The 16,954-nt window shown below is 62.6% G+C and carries 9 protein-coding genes and 1 pseudogene; 8 read left to right on the top strand and 2 right to left on the bottom strand.

Features of this window, described 5'->3' with window-relative positions:
* Window positions 1–43 precede the first annotated feature (43 nt).
* The 5 genes from QK296_RS15800 to QK296_RS15820 all read left to right on the top strand — a co-directional run bounded on the left by QK296_RS15800 (window position 44) and on the right by QK296_RS15820 (window position 10,844).
* The gene (locus tag QK296_RS15800) at window positions 44–1,795 is read left to right on the top strand and encodes a type I secretion system permease/ATPase (RefSeq protein WP_034135606.1); all 1,752 of its coding nucleotides are present in this window, start codon (window positions 44–46) and stop codon (window positions 1,793–1,795) included.
* Window positions 1,792–3,105: an HlyD family type I secretion periplasmic adaptor subunit gene (locus QK296_RS15805; protein WP_169856857.1), complete on the top strand. Its 1,314-nt coding sequence runs from the start codon at window positions 1,792–1,794 to the stop codon at window positions 3,103–3,105. Before QK296_RS15800 ends, QK296_RS15805 begins: the two co-directional genes overlap by 4 nt.
* A 2-nt stretch (window positions 3,106–3,107) precedes the next feature.
* Window positions 3,108–4,448, top strand: a complete 1,341-nt coding sequence (locus QK296_RS15810; protein WP_003191155.1) for a TolC family outer membrane protein — start codon at window positions 3,108–3,110, stop codon at window positions 4,446–4,448.
* A gap of 125 nt (window positions 4,449–4,573) precedes the next feature.
* Window positions 4,574–7,531: an autotransporter serine protease gene (locus QK296_RS15815; RefSeq protein ID WP_169856859.1), complete on the top strand. Its 2,958-nt coding sequence runs from the start codon at window positions 4,574–4,576 to the stop codon at window positions 7,529–7,531.
* Window positions 7,532–7,736: 205 nt separating this feature from the next.
* On the top strand, window positions 7,737–10,844 hold the full coding sequence (locus tag QK296_RS15820; RefSeq protein ID WP_282391072.1) for an autotransporter serine protease: 3,108 nt from the start codon (window positions 7,737–7,739) through the stop codon (window positions 10,842–10,844).
* Between the two features lie 13 nt (window positions 10,845–10,857).
* On the opposite strand, the pseudogene QK296_RS15825 reads toward QK296_RS15820, so the two are convergent.
* Window positions 10,858–10,971: pseudogene (locus tag QK296_RS15825) on the bottom strand (outer membrane lipoprotein carrier protein LolA); the annotation flags it as partial.
* Between the two features lie 53 nt (window positions 10,972–11,024).
* Between QK296_RS15825 and QK296_RS15830 the strand changes: the two are divergent.
* Entirely contained in the window at window positions 11,025–12,449 is a 1,425-nt protein-coding gene (locus QK296_RS15830; protein WP_094774836.1) for a lipase, read from the top strand.
* Between the two features lie 121 nt (window positions 12,450–12,570).
* On the opposite strand, the gene QK296_RS15835 is transcribed toward QK296_RS15830, so the two are convergent.
* The gene (locus tag QK296_RS15835) at window positions 12,571–12,795 is read right to left on the bottom strand and encodes a YgdI/YgdR family lipoprotein (protein ID WP_003191162.1); all 225 of its coding nucleotides are present in this window, start codon (window positions 12,793–12,795) and stop codon (window positions 12,571–12,573) included.
* A 189-nt stretch (window positions 12,796–12,984) separates the two neighbouring features.
* Between QK296_RS15835 and QK296_RS15840 the strand changes: the two genes are divergently transcribed.
* Both QK296_RS15840 and QK296_RS15845 read left to right on the top strand, forming a co-directional pair.
* Entirely contained in the window at window positions 12,985–14,631 is a 1,647-nt protein-coding gene (locus QK296_RS15840) for a VRR-NUC domain-containing protein (RefSeq protein WP_281915114.1), read from the top strand.
* Window positions 14,628–16,889 carry an ATP-dependent DNA helicase gene (locus QK296_RS15845; RefSeq protein ID WP_282391073.1) on the top strand — a complete coding sequence of 754 codons (2,262 nt, stop codon included), beginning with the start codon at window positions 14,628–14,630 and terminating at the stop codon, window positions 16,887–16,889. Before QK296_RS15840 ends, QK296_RS15845 begins: the two co-directional genes overlap by 4 nt.
* Window positions 16,890–16,954 lie beyond the last annotated feature (65 nt).

Consider the following 16,954-nt stretch of genomic DNA (forward strand, 5'->3'; position numbering starts at 1 on the left):
GGTGACCCTTTTGCGTAATTCGCTGCAAGGAAAAACAATTAATATGGCGAAGTCCCATGGGGTGGCGCCCTTATTCAGGGCGCTGGGTGAATACAAGAGTATTTTGATCAGCGTTGGCTGTTTCACGGCACTGATTAACCTATTAATGCTGGTGCCCTCGATTTACATGCTGCAAGTGTATGACCGTGTGTTGTCCTCCCAGAATGAAACCACCCTGGTGATGTTGACGCTGATGGTCGTGGGCTTCTTTGCGTTTATCGGCCTGCTGGAAGTGGTGCGCAGCTTTATCGTGATCCGCATTGGCAGCCAGTTGGAGCGGCGTTTCAACTTGCGCGTGTACAAAGCCGCGTTCGAGCGCAACCTGCAGCGCGGCCAGGGGCATGCCGGGCAATCCTTGGGCGACCTGACCGCTCTGCGCCAATTCATCACGGGGCCGGCGCTGTTCGCGTTTTTCGATGCGCCGTGGTTTCCGATCTATCTGTTCGTGATTTTCCTGTTCAACGTGTGGCTCGGCGTGCTGGCTACGGCGGGCGCGGTGCTGTTGATCGCACTGGCGTGCCTTAACGAATACCTGACTAAAAAGCCGTTGGGCGAGGCCAGCGGTTATTCGCAGCAGTCCACCCAACTGGCCACCAGCCATTTGCACAACGCCGAAACCATCCAGGCCATGGGTATGCTCGGCGCGCTGCGCCAACGCTGGTTTGGCGTGCATTCGCAGTTCCTGGGCTTGCAGAACCAGGCCAGCGACACCGGTTCGATCATCACCTCCTTAAGCAAATCCCTGCGCCTGTGCCTGCAATCACTGGTGCTGGGCCTGGGCGCCTACCTAGTGATCAAGGGCGACATGACCGCCGGGATGATGATCGCAGGCTCCATCTTGATGGGCCGCGTACTCAGCCCCATCGACCAATTGATTGCGGTGTGGAAGCAATGGAGTTCGGCCAAGCTAGCCTACCAGCGCCTCGACGAGTTGCTGCGCGAATTCCCGCCAGAGGTCGAGCACATGGCCTTGCCGGCGCCCCACGGCCAGGTCAGTTTCGAGCAGGTCAGCGCCGGCCCACCGGGGCGACGCATGGCCACCCTGCATCAGGTCAGCTTCAACCTGGCCGCCGGTGAAGTGCTGGGCGTGCTAGGCGCGTCGGGCTCCGGCAAATCCACCCTGGCCCGCGTGCTGGTGGGCGTGTGGCCGACCCTGGCCGGTACCGTGCGCCTGGACGGCGCGGATATTCACCGCTGGAACCGCGACGACCTCGGCCCGCATATCGGCTATTTGCCCCAGGACATCGAGCTGTTCAGCGGCAGCATCGCCGACAACATCGCGCGCTTTCGCGAGGCCGACCCGGAGCGGGTGGTCAAGGCCGCGCAACAGGCCGGTGTGCATGAATTGATCCTGCGCCTGCCCCAGGGCTACGACACCGTGCTGGGCGACAACGGCGGTGGCTTGTCCGGCGGCCAGAAACAGCGCGTGGCCCTGGCTCGCGCCCTGTACGGCGGGCCGCGCCTGATCGTGCTGGACGAGCCCAACTCCAACCTCGACACCGTCGGCGAAGCCGCATTGGCCAGCGCCATCATGCAAATGAAAGCCCAGGGCAGCAGCGTGGTGCTAGTCACCCATCGTTCCTCGGCATTGGCCCAGGCCGATAAATTGCTGGTGCTCGGCGAAGGCCAGTTGCAGGCATTCGGGCCAAGCCAGGAGGTGCTGCGGGCGTTGTCCGGGCAGCAGGAAGCGCCGAAAGAAAAAACCGGTGTCAGTTTCAGTCGTCAGTACCCGGCCGCAAGGAATCCAGGCGCATGAGCAGCCTTACTGTTGAACCTCAAATTAAAGAACGCGATGCCGGCTTTTTCGTAAAAATGGGCTGGGTGATGACCCTTGTCGGTGCCGGCGGGTTTTTCCTCTGGGCCAGCCTCGCACCGTTGGACCAGGGCATTCCGGTCCAAGGCACCGTGGTGGTGTCCGGCAAGCGCAAGGCCGTACAAACCTTCAGCCCCGGCGTGGTCAGCCGGATCCTGGTCAAAGAGGGCGAACTGGTCAAACAAGGCCAGCCGCTGTTTCGCCTCGACCAGACCCAGAACCAGGCCGATGTGCAATCGCTGCAAGCCCAGTACCGCATGGCCTGGGCCAGTGTGGCGCGCTGGCAGAGCGAACGTGACAACCTGCCCGGTATTACCTTTCCTGCTGAGCTGAGCGCCAACCCTGATCCAGCCCTGATGCTGGTGCTGGAAGGTCAGCGCCAACTGTTCAGCAGCCGTCGCGACGCGTTTGCCCGTGAACAGGCCGGGATTCGCGCCAGCATCGAAGGCGCCACCTCTCAGTTAAGTGGTATGCGCCGTGCGCGCAGCGACCTGACCTCACAGGCCCAATCCCTGCGCGCGCAACTGAGCAACCTGCAACCCTTGGCCGACAACGGCTATATCCCGCGCAACCGGCTGATGGACTACCAGCGCCAGTTATCCCAGGTGCAGCAGGACCTGGCGCAAAACGCCGGGGAAAGCGGCCGGATAGAGCAGGGCATTGTCGAATCTCGCCTCAAGTTGCAGCAGCACAGCGAGGAATATCAAAAGGAAGTGCGCAGCCAACTGGCCGACGCGCAACTGCGCAGCCTGACCCTGGAGCAGCAACTGACCTCCGCCGGCTTCAACCTGCAGCACAGCGAAATCAACGCGCCGGCCGATGGCATTGCGGTCAACCTCAGCGTGCACACCGAAGGCGCCGTGGTGCGCGCCGGTGAAACCCTGTTGGAGATCGTGCCCCAGGGCACGCGCCTGGAAGTGGAAGGGCATTTGCCCGTGCACCTGGTGGACAAGGTCGGCACGCACTTGCCGGTCGACATCCTCTTCACCGCCTTCAACCAAAGCCGCACGCCACGGGTGCCGGGCGAAGTCAGCCTGATCTCCGCCGACCAGATGCTCGATGAAAAAACCGGCGCGCCGTACTACGTGCTGCGTACCAGCGTGAGCGAGGCGGCGATGGAAAAACTCAACGGCCTGGTGATCAAGCCCGGCATGCCCGCCGAGATGTTCGTGCGCACCGGCGAGCGTTCCTTGCTCAACTATCTGTTCAAGCCGCTGCTGGATCGCGCCGGCTCCGCGTTGACCGAGGAATGAGCATGAAGCCAGTGTTCATTTCGCTGTTGCTGGTGTGTGGCAGTGCCCAGGCAGCCATGGGGCCCTTCGATGTGTACGAGCAGGCGCTGCGCAACGACCCGGTATTCCTCGGCGCCATCAAGGAACGCGACGCCGGCCTGGAAAACCGCACCATTGGCCGCGCCGGCTTGCTGCCGCGGCTGTCCTACAACTACAACAAGGGCCGCAACAACTCCGAAGCGCACCTGCCTGACGGGCGTGGCGGCAGTTACCGCGACGACCGCAACTACAACAGCTACGGCTCGACCTTCAGCTTGCAACAGCCGCTGTTCGACTACGAAGCCTATGCCAACTACCGCAAGGGCGTGGCCCAGGCGCTGTTTGCCGATGAGAGCTTTCGCGACAAGAGCCAGGCGTTGCTGGTGCGGGTGTTGAGCTATTACACCCAGGCGCTGTTTGCCCAGGACCAGATCGACATCGCCAGGGCCAAGAAGAAGGCCTTCGAGCAACAGTTCCAGCAGAACCGCCATCTGTTCCAGCAAGGCGAGGGCACCCGCACCGATATCCTTGAAGCCGAGTCGCGCTATGAGCTGGCCACCGCCGAAGAGATCCAGGCCCTGGATGAGCAGGACGCCTCGCTCCGGGAACTGGGCGCATTGATCGGTGTGCAAAGTGTCAACATCAACGACCTGGCACCGCTGAACCAGAGCTTTGCCGCGTTCACCCTGACCCCGGCCAACTACGACACCTGGCATGAGTTGGCATTGACCAACAACCCGGTGCTGGCTTCGCAGCGCCAGTCCCTGGAAGTGGCGCGTTATGAAGTGGAACGCAACCGCGCCGGGCATTTGCCGCGAATCACCGCGTATGCCACCTCGCGCAAGCAGGAGTCCGACAGCGGCAACACCTATAACCAGCGCTACGACACCAACACCATCGGCGTCGAAGTGAGCATGCCGCTGTATGCCGGTGGCGGTATCTCGGCCTCCACCCGCCAGGCCAGCCGCGCCATGGAGCAGGCGGAGTACGAGCTGGAAGGCAAGACCCGCGAAACCCTGATCGAACTGCGTCGCCAGTTCAGTGCGTGCCTGTCAGGCGTGAGCAAGTTGCGCGCCTATCAGAAAGCGCTGGCATCCGCCGAGGCGCTGGTGGTGTCGACCAAGCAAAGCATTCTGGGCGGCGAGCGCGTCAACCTCGACGCCTTGAACGCCGAACAGCAGCTGTACAGCACCCGCCGCGACCTGGCCCAGGCGCGTTATGACTACTTGATGGCCTGGACCAAATTGCACTACTACGCGGGCAACTTGCGTGACACCGACTTGGCCAAAGTGGACGAAGCCTTCGGCCCAGATGGAAAACTGTAGGAGCGAGCTTGCTCGCGAAAAACGTCAACGATAACGCGGGCAACCTGGATGCACGCGGCGTCTGTGAGTGCTTCGCGAGCAAGCTCGCTCCTACAGGGGGAATAACAATAATAGGGAGTGTGCACATGATCACCGATTCACCACGTTTCAAACCCTTCACCGCAGGTTCCTTGCTCTTGCTGTCCGTTGCGGCACAGGCGCAATACACCGAGACCGGCCAACCGGGTAACCCTGCCAGCTGGCGCTCGGCCGAGTACCAGAGCGACTGGGGCCTGGGCCGTATGAAAGCCGATGAAGCCTACGCCGCCGGGATCAGCGGCAAGGGCGTGAAAATCGGCGCGCTGGACTCAGGGTTCGATGCCAATCACCCCGAAGCCGCCAAAGACCGTTTCCACCCGGTCACCGCCACTGGCACCTATGTCGATGGCAGCGCCTTCAGCACCACCGGCGCGCTCAACCCGAACAACGATTCCCACGGTACCCACGTCACCGGCACCATGGGCGCCGCCCGCGACGGCGTGGGCATGCATGGCGTTGCTTACAACGCGCAGGTCTATGTGGGCAACACCAACGCCAACGACAGCTTCCTGTTCGGCCCCACGCCAGACCCCAAATACTTCAAGACCGTGTACACCGCTTTGGTGGACTCCGGCGTGCGCGCTATCAACAACAGCTGGGGCAGCCAGCCCAAGGACGTCAGCTACCAGACCCTGGACAACATGCACGCGGCGTACGCCCAGCATTACAACCGCGGCACCTGGCTGGACGCTGCGGCGGACGTGGCCAAGGCCGGTGTGATCAACGTGTTCAGCGCCGGCAACAGCGGCTATGCCAACGCCAGCGTGCGCTCGGCCTTGCCGTATTTCCAGCCGGAACTGGAAGGCCACTGGCTGGCCGTATCCGGGCTGGATAAAGCCAATAACCAGAAATACAACAAGTGCGGCGTTGCCAAGTACTGGTGTATTTCTACCCCCGGCGCGCTGATCAACAGCACTATTCCCGACGGGGGGTATGGGGTGAAGTCCGGCACCTCGATGTCAGCGCCCCATGCCACTGGCGCGTTGGCGCTGGTGATGGAACGTTATCCTTACATGACCAACGAGCAAGCCTTGCAGGTGCTGCTGACCACCGCCACGCAGCTCGACGGCTCGATCACCCAGGCGCCTAACGCCATCGTCGGCTGGGGCGTGCCTGACCTGGGCCGGGCGATGCACGGTCCTGGGCAATTGCTCGGCCCCATGGAGGTCAACCTGGCCGCCGGGCAGGGCGATGTGTGGAGCAACGGCATCTCCGACCAGGCGCTGCTTCAGCGCCAGGCCGAGGACCGCGCCGAGCACACGGCCTGGCAGCAAACCCTGATCGACAAGGGCTGGCAAAACGGCGTGGGCGCCTCTGCCAGCCAGCAGGACCAGACTGATTACGCCATCGGCAGTGCCCGCGACCAAGCGGCGGCCCAGCGTGTGTACGAGGGCAGCCTAATTAAGGCCGGTGCCGGCAGCCTGGTGCTCAGCGGCGACAGCACCTATCGCGGTGCGACCCTCGTCAACGGCGGTCTGTTGGCGGTCAATGGCTCGCTGGCCTCGGCAGTGACGGTGAATGACAGCGGCACCCTCGGCGGTTCCGGACGTATCGCCGCGTTGTCGGTAAACAGTGGCGGCCGTGTGGCGCCAGGCAATTCGGTGGGTACATTGCAGGTGGCGGGGGATGTAAACCTCGGCGCCGGCTCGACCTATGCCGTGGAACTGACGCCCACCAGCAGCGACCGCATTGTCGCCGGCGGCCAGGCTGTTCTGGGCGGCGGCACCGTCACGCTGGCGCTGGAAAACAGCCCCACCTTGCTCAGCCAGAGCGAGGCCCAAAGCCTGATCGGCCGGCAGTACTCGATTCTCGAGGCGGCGGGCGGCATTCAGGGCCAGTTCGGGCAAGTGCTGCCCAACTACCTGTTCCTCGGTGGCACCCTCGACTACGCCGCCAACGCCGTGCAACTGAATGTCGGGCGCAACGACGCCAGCTTCGCCAGCGTCGGCGCCACCCGCAACCAGCGCAACGTCGCGGCGGCCGCCGAGCAATTGGGCGCCGGCAACTCGGTGTATGAAAGCCTGCTGCAGTCGCAATCGGTCGCCGTGGCCCAGCAGGGCTTGCAGCAACTGTCCGGGGAAATCTACCCGGCTGTGGGTGCGATGCTGATCAACGACAGCCTGCAACTGCGTAATGCCGTGGGCGAGCGCCTGCGCCATGTGCCAGTGACCGGTGAAAGCAACCTGTGGTTCAAAGCACTGGGCGCCTGGGGCAAGACCGACAGACGCACTGAAACGGCGGGTTCCACTACCTCCATCGGTGGCCTGTTGGCGGGCGTGGATGGCGCGCTGGATGAGCAGACCCGCGTGGGTGTGGTCGCCGGTTACAGCGACAGCTCCTTGAACATGGGCAGTGGTACCCATTCATCGGCATCCATCGACAGCTACCACTTTGGCGCGTACGCCGGGCGCGAGCTGGGTGACTGGCGCCTGAGCGTCGGCGGTGCCTACAGCTGGCATCGCGGCGACGTGAAGCGCGATCTGCAATGGGGTGACGTCAGCGGCAAGCAAAAAACCAAGCTGGACGCGACCACGGCGCAAGTTTTCACCGAGGCCGCGTACCGCATCCGCCTGCAGGCGGTGGCCCTGGAGCCGTTCGCCAACCTGGCCTATGTGCATCTCAACAGCGAGTCCTTCCACGAAAAAGGCGATGCCGCGGCCCTCGAACGCGGCAGCGACCGGCGTGACGCGGTGCTCAGCACCCTTGGCGTACGTGCCCTGAAAACCCTGGCTCTCAATGACCACCAGCAACTGGACCTGTCCGGTTCGTTGGGCTGGCAACACAGCCTGACGGCGGTGGAGTCCGAAGAGCATTTGGCGTTTGTCGCGGGCGGGCCTTCATTTGCCGTGCGCAGTGCGCCATTGCTGCGCGACGCTGCCTTGGTGGGCGTGCAGGCCAGCCTGGCGTTGAATGCGTCGACGCGGGTCAACCTGGATTACAACGGCCAGCTGGGTGGGCGCGCGAAAACCCAGGGCGTTGGCTTGAGCCTGAACTGGCAGTTCTGAAGACACCGCGAACCTGATCGTTCCCACGCTCCGCTGATCGTTCCCACGCTCCGCGTGGTAACGCCTCTTGTGACGCTCCGCGTCACGCTTTGGGACGCAGAGCGTCCGGGGCCGCATTCCCACGCGGAGCGTGGGAACGATCAGCGGCGGTGTTCTGGAGAAAGTGATTTACACACGTGCAATAAGAAAACTAAGGAAGGTCACCGTGAAAAAAAGCAAGTCAGGGTTAACTACCGCCATCCACACAGGCCCGGGCTATCCGCTCAAGGCGCTGAGCTGCGTGCCATACGGCGCGTTGCTGTGTTGCCTGGCAAGCCTGGGGACCGCCCAGGCTGCACCCTATGTGGAAACCGGCAAACTGGGCGACGCCGCCAGCTGGCGCAGTAATGAGTTCAAGGCCGACTGGGGCCTGGGCGCCGTGCACGCCGACACCGCCTATGCGGCTGGCTATACCGGCAAGGGCGTCAAGCTGGGGATCTTCGACCAGCCGGTGTACGCCCAGCACCCGGAGTTCGCCAGCCCCGACAAGGTGGTGACGATTGTCACCGAGGGCATTCGCCAATACACCGACCCGTATATCCCGGTGAAGGCGGGCGACGCGTTCCGCTACGACGGCACGCCGTCCAAGGACTCCAACGGCAAGCTGGGTAACCACGGCACCCATGTCGGCGGCATTGCGGCCGGTAACCGCGATGGCGGGCCGATGCATGGCGTGGCGTTCAACGCACAGATCCTCACCGCCGAAAACGGTGACCCGGGGCCGGAAGACGGGATCATCCTTGGCAACGACGGCGCCGTGTACAAGGCGGGTTGGGATGGGCTGGTCGCCAGTGGCGCACGCATCATCAACAACAGTTGGGGCATCGGCATTGGTGATCAGTACGCCAAAGGCGGCCGTGATCCGGCGTTCCCCAACTTCACCGTCAACGAGGCCCAGGCGCAGTTCAATACCATCCGGCCGATCCTTGGCACCCTCGCAGGTGGCGCGTACCAAGGCGCCATCGACGCGGCCCGCAGCGGTGTGCTGACCATCTTCGCCGCAGGCAATGACTACAACCTCAACAACCCGGATGCGATTTCCGGCCTTGCGTATTTTGTGCCAGAGATCGCGCCTAACTGGCTGTCCGTCGCGGCCCTCCAGCAGAACCCGAATACCGCCAGCCCCGATCCTTACGTGATCAGTACGTTCTCCTCGCGTTGTGGTTATGCGGCGAGCTTTTGCGTGTCGGCACCCGGCACCAAGATCTACAGTTCGATCATCAACGGTACCGACCTGAGCAACCTCACCACCGACTGGGCCAACAAAAACGGCACCTCCATGGCCGCACCTCACGTGGCGGGCGCCGCAGCGGTGCTGATGGAGCGCTTCCAGTACATGAGCGGCGACCAGATTTCCACCGTGCTCAAGACCACCGCCACCGACCTCGGCGCGCCGGGCATCGACTCGTTGTACGGCTGGGGCATGATCAACCTGGGCAAAGCGGTCAACGGCCCAGGGATGTTTATCACCGCTGAGGATATCCCGGCCGAGTTCCGTATCGACGGCGCCTACGGCAGCGGCCAGTTCGTCGCGGACCTGCCGGGTGTCGGCGCGGTGGTGGATGCCGGCAAACCCACCCAGCGTGTGTGCGACGACCTGCACTGCGGGCGCGATGTGTGGAGCAATGACATCTCGGGCCATGGCGGCCTGACCAAGCAGGGCATCGGTACCTTGGTGCTCACCGGCGCCAATACCTACAGCGGGCCGACGCGGGTCAACCAGGGCTTGCTGGCGATCAACGGTTCGGTTACCTCCGACGTCACTGTGAGCCAGAGCGGCGTGGTCGGTGGTTCGGGGCGTATCGGTTCGCTGAGCGCGAACAGCGGCGGCACCGTGGCGCCGGGCAATTCCATCGGCACCTTGAACGTGGCGGGCAACGTCAACTTTGAACCGGGTTCCACCTACGCGGTAGAACTGTCGCCCACCAGCAGCGATCGCATCGTCGCCGGCGGCACGGCCACCCTCAACGGCGGCACCGTGACCCTGGCCCTGGAAAATAGCCCGACCTTGTTGAGCGCCACCCAGGCCCAAAGCCTGATCGGCCGTCAGTACAACATCCTGCAAGCGGCAGGTGGCGTCACCGGCAGTTTCGCGGCAGTGGTGCCCAACTACCTGTTTGTCGGCGGCACCTTGAACTACGCCGCCAACGGTGTGCAACTGGATGTGGCACGCACCAACAGCTTCACCAGTGTGGCCGCCACGCCGAACCAGCGCGCCGTGGCCGGCGCCGTCGAGCAATTGGGCGCGGGCAACGGTGTGTATGAAAGCTTGCTGCTGGCACCCACGGCCGCCTCGGCCCAGGGCGCGTTCCAGCAACTGAGCGGCGAGGTTTACCCGGCGCTGGAAACCGCGCTGGTCAATGACAGCCGCTACGTGCGCGAAGCCGTGGGCGAACGCCTGCGCAACGGTGAAATGGGCGCTGCCAGCCAAGCCATCGACAGCCGTGGCAACGTGTGGGTCAAGGCACTGGGCGCATGGGGCAAGACCGACAGCCGCAACGACACCGCGGGCTACACCACCTCCATCGGCGGCATGCTCGCCGGTGTGGACGGTGCCCTCGATGACGCCACACGCATTGGCCTGGTGGCCGGCTACAGCGACACGTCGCTGAACATGGGCAGCGGCACCCACAGCCGCGCTTCGGTCGACAGCTACCATTTCGGCGCCTATGCCGGGCATGAAATCGGCGCCTGGCGCCTGAGTGGCGGCGCGACCTACAGCTGGCACCGCGCCGATGTCAAACGCGACCTGCAATACGGCGACGTCAGCGGCAAGCAAAAGGCCAAGGTCGATGCCCACAGCACCCAGGTGTTCACCGAAGCTGCGTACCGCATCAACCTGCAACCGCTGGCCCTGGAGCCGTTCGCCAATCTGGCCTACGTGCACCTGGCAACTGACAGCTTCAAAGAGAAGGGCGACGCCGCCGCGCTGAGAAGTGGCGATGACAGCCGTGACCTGGTGCTCAGCACCCTGGGTATGCGCGCCTTGAAGACCTTCAATATCAACGATCACCAGCAACTGGAAGTCTCCGGCACCCTGGGCTGGCAGCACAACCTGAGCAGTACCGATTCGGAGCAGCACCTGGCGTTTGCCTCGGGCGGCCCTTCGTTCGCTGTGGAAAGTGCGCCAATGGTGCGCGATGCTGCGTTGGTCGGGGCACGGGTCAGCCTGGCCTTGAGCAAGGATGCGCGGGTGAACTTCGATTACAACGGCCTGCTGGCCAGCAAGGAGAAGGTGCACGGCGTCGGCTTGAGCCTGGATTGGGCGTTCTAAAGTTTTGAAAAACCACTGTAGGAGCGAGCTTGCTCGCGAAAAACTCAAGTGCGCCGCGTTCCTTCAGGTAGAACGCGTCATCGTTGACGACCTTCGCGAGCAAGCTCGCTCCTACAGGTGGTAACAGATAACAGGTGTTTTGGCTTTCTCTACAAATCCAACAACAGAGAGGCACTACCAATGGGTATCTTTGACTATAAAAACCTCGGTACCGAGGACTCCAAGGCGCTGTTCGCCGATGCCATGGCGATCACGCTGTATTCCTACCACAACCTGGATAACGGCTTTGCCGTCGGCTACCAGAACAACGGCCTCGGCCTGGGCCTGCCCGCCACCCTGGTCAGCGCGCTGATTGGCGGCACCAACGCCCAAGGGGTCATCCCCGGCATCCCCTGGAACCCCGACTCGGAAAAAGCCGCCCTTGAGGCGGTGCAAGCAGCCGGCTGGACGCCCATCAGCGCCAGCACCCTGGGCTACAGCGGCAAGGTTGATGAACGCGGCACCTTCTTTGGCGAAAAATTCGGCTACGGCACGGCGCAGGCCGAGGTGCTGGGCAAATATGATGACGCTGGCAAACTGCTGGAACTCGGCATCAGTTTTCGCGGCACTTCGGGGCCTCGGGAAAGTGTGATCACCGACTCCATCGGCGATGTGATCAGCGACCTGCTCGCCGCCTTCGGGCCCAAGGATTACGCCAAGAACTACGCGGGCGAAGCCTTTGGCGGCTTGCTCAAGAACGTGGCGGACTACGCCAGCGCCCAGGGCCTGAGCGGCAATGACGTCGTGGTCAGCGGCCACAGCCTGGGGGGCCTGGCGGTCAACAGCATGGCCGATTTGAGCGACAGCACCTGGTCAGGGTTTTATAAGGACTCCAACTACGTGGCCTACGCGTCGCCGACCCAGAGCGCCGGCGACAAGGTGCTTAACGTCGGCTATGAAAACGACCCGGTGTTCCGCGCCCTGGATGGCTCGTCATTCAACCTGTCGTCTCTGGGCGTGCACGACAAACCCCACGAATCGAGCACCGACAACATCGTCAGCTTCAACGACCACTACGCCTCATCCCTGTGGAACGTGCTGCCGTTTTCCATCCTCAACCTGCCCACCTGGGTCTCGCACTTGCCCACCGGTTACGGCGACGGCATGACCCGCATCCTCGATTCGGGCTTCTACGAGCAGATGACCCGCGACTCCACGGTGATCGTCGCCAACCTGTCCGACCCGGCACGGGCCACCACCTGGGTGCAAGACCTCAACCGCAATGCAGAGACGCACAAGGGCAATACCTTCATCATCGGCAGCGACGGCGACGACCTGATCAAAGGCGGCAGGGGCGCGGACTTTATCGAAGGCGGCAAGGGCAATGACACGATCCGCGACAGCAGCGGGCATAACACGTTTTTGTTCAGCGGGCAGTTTGGCAATGACCGGGTGATTGGCTATCAGGCGACGGACAAGCTGGTGTTCAACGATGTGGCGGGCAGCAATGATTACCGCGATCACGCCAAGGTGGTGGGCGGGGATACCGTCATTAGTTTTGGTACGGATTCGGTGACGCTGGTGGGTGTGAGCAGTCTGTCGGGGGAGGGGATAGTCATCAGCTAACGTATTCGGTGTGGGAGCTGGCTTGCCTGCGATGGCGGCGGTCGAGACAGCCATGCGGTGACTGACAAATCGCTATCGCAGGCAAGCCAGCTCCCACATTTGATGGGGTGTTGCTAGATGATCATTTTTCCTTACGCACCGTGGCCACATCATCGGCCTTGATACGAATACGCTTGCCGGCAATATCGGTGAACTCGTAGAAGCCGTCGGCCGTCTTGGCGTTGGGCGTGTCCTTGGTCAAATATTGCGTGCCATTTTGCAAGGTCACTACGGTTTGCGTGGAGCAACCGGCTAATACCAGAAAAGTGAGTGCAACCAGTGGCAGACCCAAATTCTTCATGTTCATAACCCTTACCTTTAACCCTGAAAAGTCCCGCAGCGTCTGGCTGCGCGGCCATAAATATTACTTGATCAACCCCCTCATCAGATTGTTTTTTTGCAAAAAGTTGCAGGCGCCATTTATCTATTACTGATTGCAACAACTGCTTTGCCCCGGCACTCTGTATGCATAACCAGTATTTGATTGCTCTGCGCCATGGCCAACCCCCTCGAAGACCCCTTGTATTACCTGCATAACTTCCGCCAAGTGCTGGTGTGGTTGGGGCAACGCTATGCCGATTTGCTCGATGCGCACGAACAGCATTTCATTCAGCAATTTGACAGGTTGCCCCAGGCGTCCCAGGCGTTGTTGGTGCGGATGGTGATGCGCAAGGGCGTGCATTTTCGTGCCGCCAAGCTCCATTACCTGGAAATCGGTTGCCCTCATGCGGCGGCGCGGCCTTTGCGTGAGTTGGGATGGGTCGAGGATCAAAGCCCGCTGCCGTTTGCCACCCTGTTTGCGCTGCTGCAAAAAAGTGAACTGCTCGGCGCCTTCAGGCCCTGGATCGATCAACCCAAGGCCAACAAGGCCGATTGGCTTGAACCCTTGGCCGCGCAATTTACCGAAACGCGCAGCTTTGCCCAGTGGTGCCCCGACGTGGACGATGTGCTCTATAGCCTGACGGTAATGGAGTTATGTGATCGCCTGCGCCTGATGTTCTTCGGCAACCTGCACCAAGACTGGTCGGAGTTCGTGCTGGCGGACCTGGGTATCTACACCTATGAAAAAGTCGAGTTCTGCGCCGAGTCTCGCGGTTTACGCAGCCGTGACGACGTGCACGGGTTTCTGTTCCTGCACCATTGCCAGCAAGCCTTTGAAGCCGGTGAGGCATTGGATACGGTGTTGGCACAGGTCGCCACGCTGTGTACCGACAACCCCTGGCTGGAAAAGCGCCGCGCCAAGCTGCTGTTCCAGATCGGCCAGTATTGCGAACGTTGCGCCGAGCTGGCACTGGCCGAACAGATCTACCGCAATTGCACTTATCCCGGTGCGCGGGCGCGGCTGATCCGCGTACTGGAGCGCCAGGAGGATTACGCCCAAGCCATGGCCTTGGCGAGCGAGGCGCAACAGGCCCCACACAGCGCAGCGGAACAACAACACCTGCTGCGCGTCGTGCCGCGCCTGCGCCGCAAACTTGGCGGGCCGGCGCTGCCCAGGGCCAAGCCCCAAGCGGTGGCGCGCCTGGACCTGGCGCTGGTGCAGGAGCCGCTGCTGTCGGTGGAGTCCTGTGTGCTGGCGCACCTGAGTGAACCGGATGCGCCGGTGCATTACGTCGAGAATGGCCTGATCAATTCGCTGTTTGGCTTGCTGTGCTGGGAAGCGATTTTCGCACCGCTGCCAGGGGCGTTCTTCCACCCGTTCCAGCGCGGGCCGGCGGACTTGCACAGCGAGGACTTTTATCAGCGCCGTGAAGCCTTGTTTGCCGCGTGCTTTGCGCAACTGGAGGACGGTCGCTACAAGGCCAGCATCCGCCAACGCTACATGGACAAATGGGGCATTCAGTCGCCCTTTGTGTTCTGGAACCTGCTCAGCGAAGACCTGCTGGAGCAAGCCCTGGCCTGCCTGCCCGCCGAGCATTTGCGCCATTGGTTTACGCGCCTGTTGCAGGATATCCGTGCCAACCGGGCCGGGATGCCGGACCTCATCCAGTTCTGGCCGGCGCAAAACACCTATCGCATGATCGAGGTCAAGGGCCCCGGCGACCGCCTGCAAGACAACCAGTTGCGTTGGCTGGCATTCTGCGGCGAATACCAGATGCCGGTCACCGTTTGCTACGTGCGCTGGGCGGAGCAACCCGCTTGAGTTACAGCGTGGCCGTGCGGGCGCTGTGTGAGTTCACCGCCAAGGTCGGCGACCTCGACCTGCGCTTTACGCCGTCGCCCAGCGCCCAGGAAGGCATTGTCGGCCATCGTACGGTGGCGTCCCGGCGCAGCGCGCATTATCAGCATGAGGTTGCCCTGGAGGGCGACTACCAGCAGCTCAAGGTGCGGGGCAGGGCGGACGGCTATGACCCGGACGCCAACCGCCTGGAAGAAGTCAAGACCTACCGTGGCGACCTCGCCGCTCAGCCCGCCAACCACCGGCAACTGCACTGGGCCCAGGTCAAGGTGTATGGCTGGCTGATGTGCCAGAAACTCGGCCTCGATCACATTGACCTGGCGCTGGTGTACTTCGATATCGTCGGCGAAGGCGAAACCGTGCTGAACCAGCGATTCGATGCGCCAGGCCTTGAGCAGTTTTTCAATCAGCAATGCGCGCTGTTCCTGGACTGGGCCCGGCAAGAGATGCAGCATCGCGACGCGCGTAACGCCGCTGCGCAGAGCCTGGCGTTTCCCCATGCCGACTTCCGTACCGGGCAGCGCGACCTGGCCGAGTCGGTCTACAAAGCGGTGAGTACGGGCCGGTGCCTGATGGCCCAGGCGCCCACTGGCATTGGCAAGACCATCGGCACCATTTTCCCGCTGATCAAGGCCCTGGCGCCGCAGCAACTGGACAAACTGTTCTTCCTCACCGCCAAGACGCCCGGCCGCAAGCTGGCCCTGGATGCCGCCCAGGTGCTGTACGACAGCAGCCCCGAGCTGTCACTGCGTGTGCTTGAACTGGTGGCCCGGGACAAGGCGTGCGAACACCTGGACAAAGCCTGCCACGGTGATTCCTGCCCATTGGCCAAGGGTTTTTACGACCGCCTGCCTGCCGCCCGCCAGGCTGCGTCCCAGGTGCGCCTGCTCGACCAGCGCAGCCTGCGCAACGTAGCGCTGGCCCATCAGGTATGCCCGTACTACCTGAGCCAGGAAATGGCGCGCTGGAGCGACCTGATCGTCGCCGACTACAACTATTATTTCGACTTTGGCGCCATGCTGTTCGGCCTGGCCCAGCTCAACCAATGGCGCGTCGCGGCGCTGGTGGACGAGGCGCACAACCTGGTCGAACGTGCGCGCTCGATGTACAGCGCCAGCCTGGACCAGTACAGCCTCAAGACCTTGCGCGAGAGCGCGCCCGAGACACTGAAGAAGCCCTTGCAGCGCTTGAACCGCGAGTGGAATGCGTTGCACAAGGACCAACTCGCGCCGTATCAGGCATACGCGGCCAAACCGGACAAACTGCTCCAGGCCCTGAGCCTGTGCACCAGCGCCATGGGCGACTACTTCAACGACCACCCCGAAGCCCTCAGCGGTGACTTGCAAGCCTTCTACTTCGACGCGCTGCAATGGGCCAAAGTGGCTGAGCTGTTCAACGAGCACTTTATCTTCGATATCACCAAGCGCCAGTTCAGCGGCAAGCGCAGTAGCTCGACCCTGTGCCTGCGCAATGTGGTGCCGGCCGAGTTCATCCGGCCCAGGCTGACCGCCGCACGCAGCAGCGTGCTGTTTTCTGCGACCCTGAGCCCGCGCCATTATTACGCCGACTTGCTGGGCCTGCCGGCGGATACCGCCTGGGTTGATGTGGCGTCACCGTTCAGGGCCGAGCAATTGCAGGTCAGCATCGTTGACCGCATCTCTACGCGGTTTGTGCATCGCCAGGCATCGCTGGAGCCCATTGTGGAACTGCTCGCCCGGCAATTCGCCGCGCAACCGGGTAACTACCTGGCGTTTTTCTCAAGCTTCGATTACCTGCAACAGGTGGCCCAGTTAATGGCCGAACGGCACCCGCAGATTGCGTTGTGGTTGCAGGCGCGGGGCATGGCCGAGGCCGAGCGCCACGCCTTTTTGGAGCAGTTCACCCACCACAGCCAGGGCATTGGCTTTGCGGTACTGGGCGGTGCGTTTGGCGAAGGTATCGACCTGCCGGGTGCGCGCCTGATCGGTGCCTTTATCGCCACCCTGGGTTTGCCGCAGCTCAACCCGGTGAATGAACAGATCAAGGCACGTATGGGCGCGGTCTTTGGCGCGGGGTACGACTACACCTACCTGTATCCCGGCATTCAGAAAGTCGTGCAGGCAGCGGGGAGGGTGATCCGCAGCCAGCAGGATCGCGGGGTGGTGATGCTGATCGATGACCGCTTCGGCGAGTCGCGGGTGCGCCAGTTGCTGCCGCGCTGGTGGGCGATCACCCCCCAGTAGGAGCGAGCTTGCTCGCGAAAAACGTCAACGATAACGCGGGTTTTCTGAATAAACGCGGCGCCGGT

It is taken from the genome of Pseudomonas sp. AL10, assembly GCF_029960685.1.
GTDB lineage: Bacteria > Pseudomonadota > Gammaproteobacteria > Pseudomonadales > Pseudomonadaceae > Aquipseudomonas > Aquipseudomonas lactis.